Source organism: Cognaticolwellia mytili (genome assembly GCF_002104475.1).
GTDB lineage: Bacteria > Pseudomonadota > Gammaproteobacteria > Enterobacterales > Alteromonadaceae > Cognaticolwellia > Cognaticolwellia mytili.
The window spans coordinates 787,963-805,537 of the sequence record NZ_NBOF01000002.1; the positions used below are offsets into that span (position 1 = coordinate 787,963).

General features: G+C 37.9%; 11 protein-coding genes. 5 read left to right on the top strand and 6 right to left on the bottom strand.

Annotated elements, in window-relative coordinates:
- Positions 1-64 precede the first annotated feature (64 nt).
- Both B7C41_RS08330 and B7C41_RS08335 read right to left on the bottom strand, forming a co-directional pair.
- Positions 65-1,975 (bottom strand): methyl-accepting chemotaxis protein, encoded by a 1,911-nt coding sequence (locus B7C41_RS08330; RefSeq protein WP_085298325.1) that lies wholly within the window; start codon positions 1,973-1,975, stop codon positions 65-67.
- Between the two features lie 329 nt (positions 1,976-2,304).
- Positions 2,305-3,684 carry a PhoH family protein gene (locus tag B7C41_RS08335; protein ID WP_085298326.1) on the bottom strand — a complete coding sequence of 460 codons (1,380 nt, stop codon included), beginning with the start codon at positions 3,682-3,684 and terminating at the stop codon, positions 2,305-2,307.
- A 475-nt stretch (positions 3,685-4,159) separates the two neighbouring features.
- Between B7C41_RS08335 and rapA the strand changes: the two genes are divergently transcribed.
- The 3 genes from rapA (at position 4,160) to B7C41_RS08355 (ending at position 8,994) form a co-directional block, all read left to right on the top strand.
- Positions 4,160-7,072 (top strand): RNA polymerase-associated protein RapA, encoded by a 2,913-nt coding sequence (gene rapA / locus B7C41_RS08345; RefSeq protein ID WP_085298328.1) that lies wholly within the window; start codon positions 4,160-4,162, stop codon positions 7,070-7,072.
- 24 nt (positions 7,073-7,096) lie between these two features.
- Positions 7,097-7,780 (top strand): pseudouridine synthase, encoded by a 684-nt coding sequence (locus B7C41_RS08350; RefSeq protein WP_085298329.1) that lies wholly within the window; start codon positions 7,097-7,099, stop codon positions 7,778-7,780.
- A gap of 200 nt (positions 7,781-7,980) precedes the next feature.
- Positions 7,981-8,994: a DUF3530 family protein gene (locus B7C41_RS08355; protein ID WP_085298330.1), complete on the top strand. Its 1,014-nt coding sequence runs from the start codon at positions 7,981-7,983 to the stop codon at positions 8,992-8,994.
- Positions 8,995-9,048: 54 nt separating this feature from the next.
- Here B7C41_RS08355 and B7C41_RS08360 read toward each other — a convergent pair whose 3' ends face one another.
- The 4 genes from B7C41_RS08360 to B7C41_RS08375 all read right to left on the bottom strand — a co-directional run bounded on the left by B7C41_RS08360 (position 9,049) and on the right by B7C41_RS08375 (position 15,240).
- A complete protein-coding gene (locus tag B7C41_RS08360; protein WP_085298331.1) occupies positions 9,049-10,191 on the bottom strand; it encodes a WD40/YVTN/BNR-like repeat-containing protein in 1,143 nt (380 codons plus the stop codon).
- Between the two features lie 124 nt (positions 10,192-10,315).
- On the bottom strand, positions 10,316-13,471 hold the full coding sequence (locus B7C41_RS08365) for an efflux RND transporter permease subunit (protein ID WP_085298332.1): 3,156 nt from the start codon (positions 13,469-13,471) through the stop codon (positions 10,316-10,318).
- The gene (locus B7C41_RS08370; RefSeq protein ID WP_085298333.1) at positions 13,471-14,748 is read right to left on the bottom strand and encodes an efflux RND transporter periplasmic adaptor subunit; all 1,278 of its coding nucleotides are present in this window, start codon (positions 14,746-14,748) and stop codon (positions 13,471-13,473) included. Before B7C41_RS08370 ends, B7C41_RS08365 begins: the two co-directional genes overlap by 1 nt.
- A gap of 99 nt (positions 14,749-14,847) precedes the next feature.
- A complete protein-coding gene (locus B7C41_RS08375) occupies positions 14,848-15,240 on the bottom strand; it encodes a YacL family protein (protein WP_085298334.1) in 393 nt (130 codons plus the stop codon).
- A gap of 259 nt (positions 15,241-15,499) precedes the next feature.
- Here B7C41_RS08375 and B7C41_RS08380 point away from each other — a divergent pair, with 259 nt between their 5' ends.
- Together B7C41_RS08380 and B7C41_RS08385 are read left to right on the top strand one after the other, a co-directional pair.
- A complete protein-coding gene (locus tag B7C41_RS08380; protein ID WP_158089100.1) occupies positions 15,500-16,246 on the top strand; it encodes a substrate-binding periplasmic protein in 747 nt (248 codons plus the stop codon).
- Positions 16,247-16,379: 133 nt separating this feature from the next.
- Positions 16,380-17,099, top strand: coding sequence for a hypothetical protein (locus B7C41_RS08385; RefSeq protein ID WP_143764333.1), 720 nt, complete (start codon positions 16,380-16,382; stop codon positions 17,097-17,099).
- Positions 17,100-17,575 lie beyond the last annotated feature (476 nt).

Consider the following 17,575-nt stretch of genomic DNA (forward strand, 5'->3'; position numbering starts at 1 on the left):
AGTAAACTCATACTTTGCATGCTCTAACCTAATATTTATCTCTCAATAAACTAACAGTAGGTAATTAACTTAATTTAAATTGAGCCACCATATCTCTTAACTCACCATTTGCTGTTGCAAGTGTCGTTGTTTGTCTCATACTTGCTTCACCATTAACAGACAGCTCATGCGCCATTTCGCTGATCACTGTCATATTTCGGGTTATTTCTCCTGACACTGAACTCTGCTCTTCTGCAGCAGTAGCTATTTGAGTATTCAAATCATTAATTTCGTTAACCGATGCACCAATCGCATCAAGGTCTGTTGCAACGAGCTCCGTAGTTTCTGCGGTCTTCAAACAAGTCGCTTTTGTTCCTTCCATTGCCGACATCGCTATGTTTGAACCTTTGCGCAATTTAGCTAACGTTTGTTCAATTTCTGCTGTACTATTTTGAGTACGAGCAGCAAGAGCTCTAACCTCATCGGCAACGACCGCAAAACCGCGCCCTTGTTCCCCTGCCCGTGCTGCTTCAATAGCTGCATTCAGCGCAAGTAAATTAGTTTGCTCTGCAATTTCACCAATAACCCTGAGTACGTTAGTTATATCTGAAGTGTCTTTATCTATTTCAGCAATATTATTTGCTGTATTTTCTACTTCAACAACAAGTTGAGCTACGGTTTTTGTTGCTTGTGCAACGACATCTTTCGACTTGAGTGCTTGTTCATTAGTTGTTTGGGTAAAGGCTGCCGTTTCGCTACCATTGCGTGCAACATCATTGGCAGTCACGCTCATTTCTTCTATTGCTGCAACAATCTGTTCTGTTTCAATGGAATGGCCTGACAGAATTTGGCTATTAGCATCAACCTCAGCTTTCAATGCTTCGATACTAGAGTCAATATGATCAGAAGATTGTAAAACCTCCAACATCATAGCTTGTAAATTCTCAATGAATAGATTAATTCCTTGTGATATTTCACCTAAATCATCTTTACTGCCTATCGGTAAGCGGCGTGTTAAATCACCATTACCTTTTGATAATTCAATGACAACCTCTTTAAGCAATAAAATTGGTCGATAAAGGACCTGTAAAACACCAAGTAATATTATGATGGCAGCGACCATCATAATCACTGAAGAAGTAATAGAGCTAGTCAACGCATCATTTAGCGAAGCATAAGCAATATCTTTATCAACACCAATAAATAAGTACCACTTTTTGCCATTGACTAATTTAATTGCTTTGGTAAAAGCTATTTTATCCACACCTTCAAGGGTATAATCCTCTGTAGCCTCATCTTGCGATAGCATTTTATTTTCAACATTGCCCATATTATGGTTTCTGAAATAGCTACCAACAACGACAACAGAAGAAGTAGAAGCAAGTACCTTACCCTTACCGTCTGTAATAATGGTAACTGCGCCAGGAAAATCAACATTGTTAACGGTATCGTTTAGAATAGTTAACTCAATATCAGCCAATGCAACACCACCTTGCATGACCTTAATAATAGAGACAACATCATTACCTGTTGTTGCATCAGGGTACACATCGGTAATATCTAACACTCCACTAGCTTTCGCTTGAGGATACCAACCTCGCTTTCTTGGGTCATATTGCCCTACTTTTGCTATGCCATTATCCCATGCATCGCCAACAGCCGTTGAATAAGCCCTGCCATCATCAAAGCCAATAAAAATATCAGTTACTTGCCCTGTGGCTTTCATTAATCTAACCGTACTAACAAGATTCTCTTGATAGAGTTCATCGCTATAATTATTAGCAAATTGATCAATAATTTCTGCTTTAGAATGAAACCAAGTCTCTATGCTATTTGCTTCATAGCCTACAATCGCCATTGATTGTGCATTCACATCGGTGATGGTTTTATCTTTTATAAGTGAATAAGATAACCAATTTGAAATTAACAAACAGACAACAATCAAGGTCAACAAAGAGACAATCAATGACGTTCTAAATCCGAGTAATTTATTCACAGCGTAATCCTTAGTGTATACAGAGTAAATTCACAGTAGTTAGGCATGATAGACCATACAAGTGAATATCTCATGAATTTTATTGAATAATTATAACTTTATTTTTTATTCCATCATTGATCATTGTCATGATTTATAAATAAATAGATTATGTTTTAAGCTATACAGTAATTAAACCTAATCGATAAGTTAAATAATCGTAAACAATGAGTTAACAAAATATATAGATGAGTAGCCTGTAGTGCTAACAAAGGTACATACAAACTATGTAGAGGTTAAACGATGATAAAAGTCATAGACTAAACCTAATATCATCGCACTTTTATTGATTATAAATTTTCTTCAGCAAAAGACGCTAAGCGACTTCGCACCACCCCGTTAAGGTTAATGGTACTGCTACCAGGAAAATCTTTAAAACGTTCAACAATATAGGTCAGCCCTGAAGTCACTGCGGTTAAATAATTACTGTCAATTTGTGCCAAATTACCTGAGCACACTAGCTTAGTTCCTTCACCACAACGGGTAATAATGGTTTTTAGCTGTGAAGCAGTAAGGTTTTGACATTCATCGAGTAATACCAGGGCATTTTGAATGCTGCGCCCGCGCATAAAGTTGACGCTCTTAAACTGTATATTAGCCTTATCCATAATGTAATTTAGGCTACCGTCCATACTTTCATCTTGCTTATGTAATACTTCCAACGAATCAGTAATAGCGGCTAACCACGGCGCCATTTTTTCCTCTTCTGTGCCCGGTAAAAAGCCAATTGATTCGGCTATTTCTGGCGTACTGCGCGTAACAATTATTTTATCGTAAAGTCCGCGCTCTATCACTTGCTCTAAAGCGGTTGCTAAGGCTAATAAGGTTTTACCACAGCCAGCAGGACCAGTCAGGATCACAAGGTCAATAGTCGGATCAAGCAAAGCATCCATTGCCATACCTTGATAAATATTTTTAGGATGTATACCCCAAGCTTGTTTTGACATTAATCGTTCGCGACTTAAATCTGTTATCGCTAGTTTGTCATCGTCCCAGCCAGTAACTTTACCGGCAAAATGCTCACCTTCATCGATAAGGTATTCATTCATATAGCTGCTTGGCAATAAATCCCGCTTAATATAATGGGTAGTATTACGGCCTTCGGTTTCACTTTCGCATTCATTAACGTGTTGCCAAAAATCACCATCAAATTGGTGATAGCCTTTGGTTAAAAATTGAATGTCATCAATTAATTGGTCAGTACGATAATCTTCAACAAAGGCTAAACCAGCACCCTTAGCTTTCAAACGCATATTAATGTCTTTAGTCACCAAAACTACTTTATTTTTTGGCTTTTCAGTTTGCAGATAAATTGCAGTGCTAATAATACGATTATCGTTTTCGTTGAAGGATAGCTTTACTTTACTTTCCTCAAGCGCATAGTCATTAAAAATCGACAATCGACCACTGGGATGCTGTTCGTCATTTTCTGGCAGTTTTACGCCAGCGAGCACTTCTTCTGGTGAGGCGTTTGCTAAGGTATCCTCTAAAGCACGAATGGCGACTCTAGCATCTCGACTGACGTCTTTATTGCGATCTTTTATTGAGTCTAATTCTTCCAATACTGTCATGGGCACGACAACATCATGTTCTTTAAATGAAAGGAAAGCGAAAGGTTCGTGTAATAAAATATTGGTATCTAAAACGTAAATTATTTTTTCTGTCGTCATATGAAAGTCCCTTACCAAGTTGAAGGCTCTACAGCGCTGTTATCATTAATAAAAATAACTATTGCTGCTAACAACCATTAAAAGTTGATAACTCATCTAACCAAAAAAATTTTCATTTCCTTTTACTGCATTTTATTACAGTAAAATAGTTTGTATTATCAGTCCTGATGACAACAAACCTATCTCCACTTTGACAGTTTATTTGATTGCAGGCAAGCATATTTTCACGCCAAATAATCTCCTTTATAATCACCATAAGACGAGCTTTCCAATAGCATTTTTCTATAATCGTTAAAGCTATTACCATAGCTAATTATCTTCATTAAATGTTGCAAAGTTCAGATCTAGTATTTTTAATCAAAAAAAGTCACTTTTTTCAGATTTATTTAATGATCACTTCTATGATTAACGGTACTATAGCGCCCTTTTTTTCGTCGTATATTTATAGCACACGCTATTAAGTTGGAGTTTTTCTATGTCATTTCACCCCGGACAACGCTGGATTAGCGATAGTGAGTCAGATCAAGGACTAGGGACAGTTACGGCTGTCGAAGGTCGTTTTGTTACTGTCGTATTTACTGCCACTGGCGATGCTAGACAATATGCCATAGACAATGCTCCACTTACTCGGGTGATATTTAACACCGGCGACAACATCCCAAGCCATGAAGGTTGGTTACTTAATGTGGAATCATTTGAAGAGTCACACAACTTAATTACTTATCACGGTATTCGCCAAGATACCGGTGAAGCTGGGTCATTAAAAGAAGTGATGATTGATCATTTTATTAAGTTCAATAAACCACACGACCGTTTATTGAATGGCCAAATTGACCGTTTAGATTGGTTTCGTCTACGTAAAGACTGTTTACACCATCAATTTAGCCAGCAACAATCTGATTTAATGGGCTTAAGTGGCGGTCGCGTGAATTTAATACCACACCAGTTATACATTGCTGAAGAGGTTGGTAGCCGTTTTGCGCCACGCGTTTTATTAGCTGATGAAGTTGGTTTAGGTAAAACTATTGAAGCGGGTTTAATCATTCACCAACAATTGGTGACTGGCCGTGCAAAACGTGTGTTGATCATCGTACCAGAATCTTTAATGCATCAATGGTTGGTTGAAATGCTACGCCGCTTCAATTTACAGTTCAGCATTTTTGATGAAAGCCGTTGTGAAGAAACGTCAAATAGTGAAGACGGTGATAACCCATTCAGCACCGAGCAATTAGTTTTAGTTAACCTAGGTTTCGTTACTAGAAACCCTAAATGGTATGAAGCGTTAATTGCTGAAGAATGGGATTTAATGGTGGTTGATGAAGCGCATCATTTAAACTGGCAGCAAGAAGATGCCAGTATTGAATACCAGTGTGTTGAAAAATTAGCGCAAGCTATTCCAGGTGTATTGCTATTAACTGCAACCCCAGATCAACTTGGTCATGAAAGCCACTTTGCTCGTTTACGTTTACTTGATCCAGACCGTTTCTTCGATTATCAAAAGTTTACCGAAGAAGAGCAACATTACACAGAAGTTGCGGATGCTGCGAACACCTTGGTAGCTAATGAAGCACTAACAACAACGCAAATGAATACCTTAACTGAGCTGTTAAAAGAAACGGATGTCAGCGACTATATCGCTGATATTAATCAAGCAGACCAAGCTCAACAAGATAATGCTCGTCAGCACATTTTATCGCAATTGTTAGATCGTCACGGCACTGGCCGTATATTATTCCGTAATAGTCGCAATACTATTAAGGGCTTCCCTAAACGTGAATTGCACTCTGCTCCGCTTGAAATGCCTGAAGCATATCAATCAGCGATTAATGAATTATTACTTTCTGGCACTGCGGAAGACTTACAAGCGACTAAACAAGCGAAGTTGTTATTTACGCCTGAAATTCTATTTTCTTTAGACAGTCATGAAAACTGGTATGACATTGACCCTCGTGTTGAGTACTTAATTGATTTACTACAATCACTGAAAAAAGAAAAAGTATTGGTTATTTGTGCCCATGCACAAACAGCCATTGACTTAGAAACAGCATTACGTGTTAAAGAAGGCATACGCGCTGCAGTATTCCATGAAGGGCTAAGTATTTTTGAACGCGATCGCGCCGCAGCCTATTTTGCGCAAGATGAAGACAGCGCACAAGTATTGTTGTGTTCTGAAATAGGTAGTGAAGGTCGTAACTTCCAGTTTGCACATCATTTAGTGTTATTTGATTTACCGGGTAATCCAGATTTACTTGAACAGCGTATCGGTCGTTTAGACCGTATCGGTCAATCAGAAACTATTCGTTTACACGTGCCGTTTTTTGAAGATTCACCACAAAGCTTATTATTTAAATGGTACAAACACGCCTTAAATGCCTTTGAGCAAACCTGTATTACTGGCCATGCAGTGCATCAATCATTTGGCGCTAAACTGTTTGAACTAGCGCTTAGCGCTAGCTGGGAATCTGCTGAAGCTGAAAAAATGATCGAAGACAGCCATGAAAAGCATTTGACCATTAAACAAGATTTAGAATCAGGCCGTGACAAACTACTTGAGCTACACTCTTCTGGTCAAGGTCGAGCGAACGCTTTAGTTGAGAAAATCGAAAAACTTGATCAACAAATTCATTTGCCACAATTCATGTTCCAAATTTTAGATGTTTTCGGTATTCAACAAGACGATAAGGCCGATAATTCAATTGCTTTGCAGCAAAGTGAACATATGCTGACCAGCAACTTCCCTTGTTTGCCAGAAGATGGGACAACGATTACTTTCAATCGCCACACTGCTTTAGCCTGTGAGAACTACCAACTTATTACTTGGGATCACCCTATGGTACGTGGTGCTATGGACTTAGTGCTATGTGACCAACTAGGTAATGCCAGTATTGGTATTTTGAAAAACCCAGCATTACCTGCCGGGACATTTTTCTTAGAGTGTATTTTTACTTTAGAAGCCATTGCGCCGAGTAACTTACAACTTGGCCGTTATTTACCGACCACGCCTATTCGAATTTTAGTTGATAAAAATGGCAATGACTTAGCGGATAAAGTTAGTGAAGCAGTATTAGATCAGCAATTGTCACCGGTGAAAAAGCAAGTTGCATTGCAATTAGTTAAAGCACTTAAGAGCCAAGTGGCACCATTAGTTGCTAAAGCTGAAACACATGCAGAAAAGCAGATTGATGTTATTCAGCAAAAAGCATTGACTAGTATGAAAGCGGCAATGGATGAAGAGCATCAACGCTTAACAGCGTTAAAAGCGATTAACCCAAGTGTTCGTCAGCAAGAAATTGATTTCATTAGCATGCAAAAATCGGCTTTGGCTGAATATATTGAGAAAGCACTGATTAAGTTTGAAGCCATTCGCCTAATCGTTGTCAGCCAATAAAAGCGTAGTTAAGGATTTGTTGAGATGAGTGCTAACCCCGACTTTATTTATCAGCCACCTATGTCACCATATCTTGATATTATTTATCAAGATGATGACCTTGTGGTGCTTAATAAGCCAAGTGGGTTACTCACGGTTCCTGGGCGTTTGCCAGAACATCAAGACTGCTTACAAAACAGAGTCATTAAAGTATTACCGACAGCAACTGTTGTTCACCGTTTAGATATGGCGACTTCGGGTATTATTTTAATGGCGCTAAATAAGCCAGCACATGCCGCTGTAAGCCAACAGTTTGAGAAACGTTTAACAAAAAAACGTTACATTGCACGCGTGTTTGGTTATGTAAAATATCTCACTGGCTCGGTTGATTTACCACTAATATGCGACTGGCCTAATCGTCCAATGCAAAAGGTCGATCATGAACACGGCAAACCCTCTCTAACCCATTATAAAGTACTAAGCCACGATAAAAATATTGATGACAATATGACAACACTAGTCGAACTAAGCCCTATTACCGGACGTTCACATCAACTTAGAGTGCATATGTTGGCCATAGGTCATCCTATTTTGGGCGACCGTCTTTATGCTCATGAAAAAGCACTTACGGTAAGTAATCGCTTACAATTACATGCACAAATGTTAGAAATTAGCCATCCGGTTTCTAAACAAGCTTTAGTATTTTCAAAAGCATGCCCATTTGACTAGTACCTATGCAGCTAATATCTATGCAACTAATTCCCACGTATTTAGTACCCATGCAACGAGTGTTTTCTCAATTAAATAATTAGTCAATTTGGCTCCCACGACTTAAGCAAATAAGATTATTGTCGATAAATTAGCTAAGATAATAGTTAAGCCGTTATCCGCTATTTAATTTACGCCAGCTAATCCAAAGGAACTCTAATTTGTTCACACTCGCTAAAACAACATTAACGACTTTATTAATGTGCTTTTGTCTAATATTTAGTTTAGTTCATGGTGATGTCGTTGCGGCTGAGGAAGAAGAACCCGCAGCAAAAGAAGCTATGATGGAAAGCAATACTGCTAAAAAGAAAGCTGCCGAAAGCGCTAATATGTCAAAAGACGAGAAGAAAGCGGCAAGTGGATCTGATACAGACGATTCAGCATCAATGGCAACTAAACCTACTCAGCCGGCACGTATTATTAATCCGCCTATCGATGCCTTTAAACAGCAACAACAAGATCTTAAGCACTACCTTAACAGTGACGGTATAGAGACTATATTGGTCGGTACTGATGAATTTATTATATTGACGGATAAACATAAAACGGCAATTAATAAAGGCGTAATGATATTAGTCCCTGATTGGCAGCAAAGTGCTGCTAGCCCAAACGCCATCAATCAATTGCGTAGTAATATGCCAGATCAAGGTTGGACAACACTAACTATGCATCCGCCGCATCAGCTGGGCAACTACCCGTCACAAGCCTTGACCACGGAAAAGCGTTTGAAAGACAATAACGAGAACTTAGCTAGCTACCAAAAAAAGCTATCAGCTGTTATAGAGTCAGTCACGAATAAAGCAAAGAATTACCCAGGAGTAATTCTCATTGTTGCAGAGGGTCAACATGCAGCCCTAGTGGTTGATATGATACAAAATCTACTTATTGAACCACCAAACGCTTTGGTAATGCTCAGTAGTTATATGCCTACTGATGTAGAAAACACAAAGTTAGCTGAACAGGTGGCGACCTCTGACTATCCAATACTCGATTTATACTTACAACATGATCACCGCTTAGTGTTAACCAGTACAAAAAATAGAAAAGCTCGTACAAAGAACGAAATGAAGGTTTTTTATCGCCAAAAAAAACTACCAAACCAAATGACAGGTTACTACCCAAAGCATTCATTAACTCGTGAAGTTATTGGCTGGCTTAAATCGATTGGTTGGTAATACACCCAGGCCAAAAACTGTACGGTAAATTGTCATACTTAACAGTAGCTAAAATTATTTGACCTTATAAATAGCAACTTTCCCATTACTACCTGCTGCTAGAAAAATGTTTTTGCCATGCGCTAAAGTATAAAAACTGCGATTACCTTCATTAGCAGCCGTATCGTCGAATTTTCGCCATGTTCTACCATCATCATACGAGATGTCACTACTGGTTTTTCCGGTTGCAATACAGATAACATCAATACAACTCATTGCAGTCCTTAGGCCACGATTACCAGCATCAACTTGTTGCCAGCGCTTAGCAACATAGGTTGCAATATTTGAATAATGACTAAGCCTTTGCTGGTAGTCTCCACCTAAGACGAACACTTGCTGCTTACGATTAAGTGCTAAACCATAACCACCAGCCGTTGATGTTTTTTGAAAAATTGGTACTAGCTGTCTTTGCCAGCTTTCACCAAAATCTGCACTGTAATATACTGAAGCAGAGAAACCGCCAGTTGTTAGCCAAGCTTGGCCCTTCTCACCTGTAATAAGGGTGTTACCACTGGCTGAAAACGCCGCTTCATTTGTTAATATAGTTGGTAACTTAATTCTCGCTATACGTCGCCAACTCTTACCGCCATTTTCGGTTTTTTTTATAACATAAAAACCATCAACAGGATCTCCTAGTAACAAGCCTTTTTGCTCATTCCAAAAAGCAATCGAATCATAAAAACCTTTAACGTCAGTATTCTGATTTAACAGCTGCCACGTTTTGCCAACATCACTTGTTTTGTATAAAACTGATTTTTTATTTTCTCCTGCTCCCATCACAATGGCAGTATTTTCATTAAACAAAGCTATATCACGAAAATCAATTTTTTGTTCATCCTTACCGTTAACAGAAACAGAGCGGTCTAGCCATGTTTCCCCACCATTTTGACTGACAAAAACCGTATTATTACTACCACTAACCCATAATGAACTTTCACTGACAGCACTACCGCGCAAAGATGCTTCCTTATCAATATCAATTCGTTGCCAAGATGCTTGCTGATCAGCAAGCACCGTACCAGAAAAATAAACCAGTAATAACAGTGGTAAATTAAATTGAGTAAACTTTTTGATCAACGTAGTTAACATAAGTAGCGTTATTGTATCCAGTGCAATTAATCTCAGCTCTACTATTACCAGCTTTATTAATAATAACAAGCATTAACCTAGAACTTGCTTGCTTGCTTGCTTGCTAGGACACAAGACAATAAAAAACCGTATGTCTTTTATAAACATACGATTTGAAAGGTTAAGCATTGGCGACTAATGATATATAAAACTGTCAGGAGTGGCTGATATCCTCATTCAAAGACTGACGGCGCTTAAATAAGTTGGCAATATCTTCTTTGATTAAATATAACGCAGGTATCAAAAATAACGTAATAACAGTAGCAAATACGATACCAAAGCCAAGTGAAATAGCCATTGGAATAATAAACTGGGCTTGTAAGCTTTGTTCAAAATACAATGGAAAAATACCAAAAAAGGTGGTTAAAGAGGTTAGCAAAATTGCTCTAAAACGTTGTGTACCTGCTTGACTAACAATATCCATCATTCGCATACCAGAGCCTTTAGCTTTGTTAATAAAGTCCACCATGATCAAGCTGTCATTAACCACCACACCGGTTAGGGCAATAAAGCCAAACATCGACATCATGTTAATGGTTCGGCCTAACAACCAATGACCAACAATAGCGCCAATAATGCCAAATGGAATAACTGACATAATCACCAATGGCTGACTATAAGATTTAGTTGGGATAGCAATTAAACCGTAAATTAGGAACAATGCTCCCATTGCTGCGAAGCCAAGTTGAGAGAGGAAATCTGCTTGGTCTTTACTTGCTCCTTCCACCCCATATTGCACGCTTGGGTAATCGGCTAGTATTTCTGGCAAATGGGTATCGTTCATTTCCGTTACCACTTTACGAGACTCTACCTTTTCACTATCAATATCAGCTGAAATAGTAATTGAGCGTTTTTGGTTAATACGAGTAATAGACGAAAAGCCTTGGCCAATTTCAATATTAGCCACTTGGTAAAATGGAACTTGTTCACCACTTGGTGTTCTGATCCACATATCTTCTAAATCAGACACTGACAAGCGGCTTGATTCAGGATAGCGCACCATCACTTTAAGCTCATCACGACCACGTTGAATACGTTGCGCTTCATCACCATAAAAACCTTGTCGAACTTGCTTTGCCAAACTAGACAAATTAAGTCCTAACACTTCTGCTTCGGGTTTAATACTTAACTTAATTTCCTGACTGCCACGACTAAAAGAATGGCGTACATCATAAACGCCGTCATAACTATTAAGTTGCGCTTGAATAGCTTCTGCGGCCGCCTCTAATTCAACATCGTTTTGACCAGTTAATTGGAACTCAATTGCAGCACCACCACCAGCATTTGTACCGGCAAAAAATCGTAGCTCTTTAGTACCTGGAATTTCACCAATTTCATCACGCCACAGCTTTTCAATTTCATAGGCATTAAGTTCACGTTGATCAGGTTTTACCAACTCTAAAAGAATACTTGCGCTAGTGTTACCATTGGTAAAAATCATTTCATGTTCAACAAAACTTACACCATTAAACTTGTTCTCTTCTGAAACAGTAACAATGGCTTGCTTAATTCGATCTATAGCTTTATTTCGTTGATGTGCAGCAGAGCCATCTACCATAGTGACATTACCTTGAATAAAATCACTCGGGATATTAGGAAAAACTTCCAATTTAACAAACGAGCCAACAATTAAACCAATCGACAAAATTAAAACAGCCACAAATACTGCCATGGTATTGTAGCGAGCGATTAACGCTTTTTCTAAATAGGGTTTGTAAGTGTTATGAATAAAATTATCTAACTTCTCTTTGAAACGCATTTGAAAGCGCTCTAAAAAGTTTGCATTGTCTTGTGTCAACGGCACATATTTCATATGTGCTAAATGCGCTGGTAAAATCCATTTAGATTCTATCAATGAAAAGACTAAACAAAAGCTCACTACAATCGAAATAGAACGGAAAAAAGCTGCAAAGCTAGCATCAATAAATAATAACGGTGTAAATGCCGCTATGGTCGTCAGTACACCAAAAGTTGCCGGCATAGCAACACGCATTGTGCCGCGAATAATGTTATCGCGAGAGTGGCCATATCGCTCTATTTCAGCGTAAGCACTTTCACCGATGACAATGGCGTCATCAACAACAATACCTAGTACCATAATAAAAGCAAAAAGGCTCAACATATTAATAGATACTGACCAATCACCCAGTAATGGCATCATTAATAGCGCACCAAAAAAGCTGATAGGAATACCTAACATTACCCAAAAGGCAATTTTAATTCTTAAGAAAAGTGCCAACACGATAAAGACTAAAAATGCCCCCATTAACATGTTGTTAATCATCATATCAAGGCGCTCAGAAAGGTAATATGAGCTGTCACCCCATACAGTTAACTTTGCACCTTCTGGTAATTGATGATTTTTTTCATCAACGTAGCTTCTAACTTCCGCAGCTATTTCCAAATCATTTTGATCGCCAGTTGACTGCACCATAATACTTGAGGTGTTTTCATTATCAAAAGTAGCAAAATCGTCTTGCTCAACAAAACCATCTTTAATATTAGCCACATCAGCCAATAGTAATCGCGTACCATCACTATCTGTTCTTAAAACTAAATCACCATATTCTTGACCTGTATAGGCCTGCCCTTCAGCACGAAGTAAAATATCGCCACCACGAGTTTTTATAGTACCACCGGGTAAATCTACTGATGAACTTCTCACCGCTTGAGTGATTTCATCAAAGGTTAATTGGAATTGTTGTAGTTTCTCTTCGGATACCTCGATACTAATTTCATAATCACGACTACCAACAATTTCAGCGCTATTAACACTCGATAATGACATGATTTCATCACGAATATCTTGCGCCATAACTTGTCTTGCACGTCTATCCATAGGGCCGCTAACCGAAAGCCACATGACCTGACCTTTAAATTCTTGTTTACTAATGATCGGTTTTTCGGTTTGTGCAGGGAAAGTGGTTATAGCATCAACTTGCATTTGCACTTCATCAAGCTTTTCAGACATTGAGTAGCCTGACTGTAGCTCAATGGTAACAACACCTAAGCCTTCACGTGCTGTTGCTGTTATACGCTTAATGCCTTCAATATCTTCTAGCGACTCTTCCACTTTCAGAATAACTGACTGCTCAACTTCTTCTGGTGCAGCACCTAAATGTGGCACCATTACTTGAATACTATTGGTATTAAATTCAGGGAACATTTTTTTATTAATGCCCTGATATGAGAAATAGCCTGCAACAAGAATAAACACCATCAATAAATTGGCGGCAACACTGTTATGGGTAAACCAGGCAATTATGCCGGTCAGTTTTTCGTCTTTTTCTTTAGCGTTATATTCCTGCATTAGTCATCACCCTGTGTCTCAGTTGACTCAGTTTGACTCGCAGTTTCTGGAGCTGTTTCTTTTTCTACTACAGCAGGTTCACCAACAATGCGTAAAGTCATACCTTCAACAGGCGTTTCCATTTGTGTGGTGATTAATCGATGATTTTCGGCAAAAACATCATGACTATAAACATAGTCAGCATCATTACGCAGTACATTGATTTCTTGGATATGAAGTTTATTCTTATCATCAACTAAATAAAGCTTATTCGCGCCATGTAATGCGTCGCGAGGAATAGCAACAATATCTGCAATCGTTTTGCCGGCAATACTGGCATTAACAAAAGTACCAATACGTAATTCTTGGTGTTCACTCGTTGATAAAACACTGTAAGGGTCATTAACTTGTGCAACCACGTAATGTACTCGACTACGGCTATCTACTTCACCTTCATAACGGGTTAGATTTGACACCCAAGTATGTTGCGTCCCCATCAATTGATAAAAAATATCAACTTGCGATACTTTACTATCTTGCTGATTAATTTTTGGTAAATTTAGAAATTCCACATCACGCTGTTTGATTGGTAATCTCACTTCTGCATAATCAACAGCAAAAATCATAGCTAGCGTAGAGCCAGTCGATACATATTGACCAATTTCTACTTGCTTATCTTTAAGCATAGCGTCATACGGCGCTTTAATTTGAGTACGAGTCAATTTAACTTCCGCATCAGTTACATCAGCCTCTGCCGCTTTTACGTCAGCTTTCGCTTTTTGTAACTGCGGCAAGCGAAGTGCTAACACTGGCGCTGCTGACAATGCTTTGCCTGTTAATAACCATTCATCTTCAGCTTGCTCTTTACGCGCCTGCTCTTCAACTAAAATGGCGTTAGCGGCATCAAGCCTTGATTGTGCTTGCAATAAACCTACTCGATAGCTGATATCGTCAATGGTGAGTAAAACCTCACCCTTTTTGAAAAAACCACCGACATTAAACTTGTCATTTACCGAAGTAATTTGCCCAGAAACCTCGGAAACTAAATTAGTTTGTGTACGCGGAACAACACTACCTTGGCTAGAAATAGCAAAGCGTATATCTTGCCTTTCTATACTTTGCACTTCTACTAACGGCGCTTTAATAATGGATGGTTTCTTTGCTGGTTTAGGCGCCAATGCAGCCACAACAATTAAACCGATAATAGCGAGCAATATAATAGCGATAGGTGTTAATACATAACGTAACTGGATCATACGTCTAGGTTTTTTGTTATTATTCTCAGCAAGGGTACTCATGATATTTTCTCTATAAATAGAAATGATATTATTAATTTGGCTTCACACCAAAATTTAATAAATATAGTAACTTAGCGACAACTATTAACCAAGTATTACCTACGCTAAAGATTGATGCTTTTGAACGAATTTTGCCCAAGAGAGTAGCAATTCACGAAAATCTTCGCTGCCACATGAAGAACAGTCTTGCTGGTCAAAATCAATATTTTCTTCAATTAACGAATCAGGTAAAATTTCTATACCATCCATGCTGGCATTCGTTTGTACGGTAACATCACCTCGGCTAAAGCTCACTGTGTACTCGCTGCCCGTTATAGTAATTTCAGATTGTTTATCTTCTTCTATTGCTGTCATCGCGGCGAGTAACTGAGTCAATTTAGCTGAATCTGTACCTACCTCTACCTCTAACCAAGGCCCAATAACTTCATGATCGAGAGAAAACTTGGCTATTGCAGTGCCCGTGATAGGATCATCGATAAATTGATATTCCATAAATACCTCATGCTAAAAAAATGATGATAGGAACCCCCTACCTAATGAAAATCTACTATATTAATAAGAGACATTTATATAATGGATACAGTTAGCTAATTGTAGCAAAACCATAGCTTTTAACATCTAAATACTATTCCATTTAAATTAAATGTTTCCGGAAGGTTAATAATACAAGGCAACAGATATTAAAAATAAACACAATAACTATGCACAGAAAGAATTGTGCTTATTTAAGCAACTATTTCAAACGGTGTGTTTGGGTATTAGCCTTTTACTTGCCTTACTTTTCTCTTCTTTTAATGTCTCGGCAAAACCAGTAACAGAGATTATTGTCGCAACGTATATTGAGCCTCCATTTTCAGATATTATTAACGGTGAATTTGTTGGCGAGAATATTGACATTGCCTATGCCCTAGCCAACATAATGAATAAAAAAGTACGGTTTACTTACTGTCCCGCTGCACGTTGTTTCTCTCTCATGCAAAACGGTAGAGCTGACATGATAATCGCTGTTAGAAAAACAGTAATTCGCGAGCAGTTTCTTGACTACCTTGCATCACCGATAAAAATTCAAAAACAGCCATTACGATTTTATATTCGAGCTGGACACGCTGAGCCTTTAACAACCTATGATGACCTAAAACCATTAAGAATTGGCGTGCTTAGAGGCGCTTCATATTTTGATAGATTTGACCACGATACAGAAATTAATAAAATCCCCCTAACAAATCATAAGCAATTAATTGATATGCTCTTAAAAGGACGCATTGATACTTTTTTAGAACGAGAAGAATCCATCGCTCCTTTAATTGATGAAAGTTTCAATTTTAAAGGGATAAAAGTGGCTGAATTTTCTTATAATAAAAGTGTTGGTTCCTATATTGCTATTGCAAAAAAATCTATATTTTCTAATGAGCTCGGAGAATTTTCTGAAGCATTAGAAGCTTTGCAGCACAATGGGGAAATAAAAAAGATAATTCGAAAAACACGAAACTCACTTTAGCTAGCGTTGAACTTTCTGAGACATATAGCGTCTATCAGTGATATGTAAATAACTTGTTATTATAGTATTTGTGCGAAATAAACCTTACACAGCATTAACTTTTTCCCTATTAATACATTTATTAATACTTTTTGTGATCATTTTAACTCAATCAACTACCAAGCCAAAGTTTAAAGAAGATAAAAAAAAAGTAGCGATTAAAAGTTTTTTATATCGTACACCTAAAGTCGAAAAGCCTATTGAAAAAATATCAGAAGAGCAGCCAATTAAAGATGACGTAAAACCAAAGGAATCAGAACAGAAAAATCAGGAAGTCCCGAAAGATAAATTGCCGAAAGAAATAAAAAGCGTAAATGTAATCGCAAAGCCTGCGCCAACACTAAAAAATGAAAATAGCTTAAGTAAGAAACTAGAGCCTAGTTTACTGCCAGCTCCAGTTGAGCAATCTACACCACAACCTCAACAGCCACCTCAGTCGCCACGAAAGAAATTAGACAGCTTTACACAACTACAAAGATTGCGCAGCAAGCTTAACCAAAGCGCTAGAACACCGACAGATAACCCGTATCAACGCTACAAATCACCATCGGTATTTAATAGCAACCCGAAAGCAGTACCACATTCTGTGCCTTTAAAAGATGAAGAAAAAGAACGTGAAAAAAGCACTAAAAATATGGGTGGAGGCATAGCAATTACAAAAGGTGAAAATGGCAGTTGTGAGATCAAACAAGATATGAGCGTTTACGGGCTTAACGAAGGCTCTTCAATCCAGAAATTTAGCTGTGGGGAAACAAAATTTGATAAAAGCTTTCGAGAACACATGAAAAAAGTAAAAACAAAACTAGGCAAGTAACCAGTACATAATCACTCTTTTACATCAACGCCAGCATGGCATGCTGTTCGTTCTGAGTATTAAAAATCCCACTAAACAAATATTCGAATAATGAACTTATTTACAAATTGGCGATAGTCATCAAGTTTATTGCCGATATAAACACTATTTATATTTGTAATAAATCAATAGCGTATATTTATGAACTCCATTGAGCATACGACTAATTGATAAGAGTAAATAGCGAACTAAATAGCTTAAAATCAGTTGTTCTTTTAACTAATTGTCTATGTTTACAACCAATTATTGTTATTGGGTATACTTAGTAAACTTGTAACATAAATCACATAACTGAAATAACTATTGGGTATATCCGTGGTGAATAGTGTTTATTTGATGAAATGATTCATAGTAGCTAAAAAATCAGGTAAAATAGGCGCAAAATTTGTCCCAGCTAATGAGCATATTATTAGCATTATATAGATAGAGAGTGTATC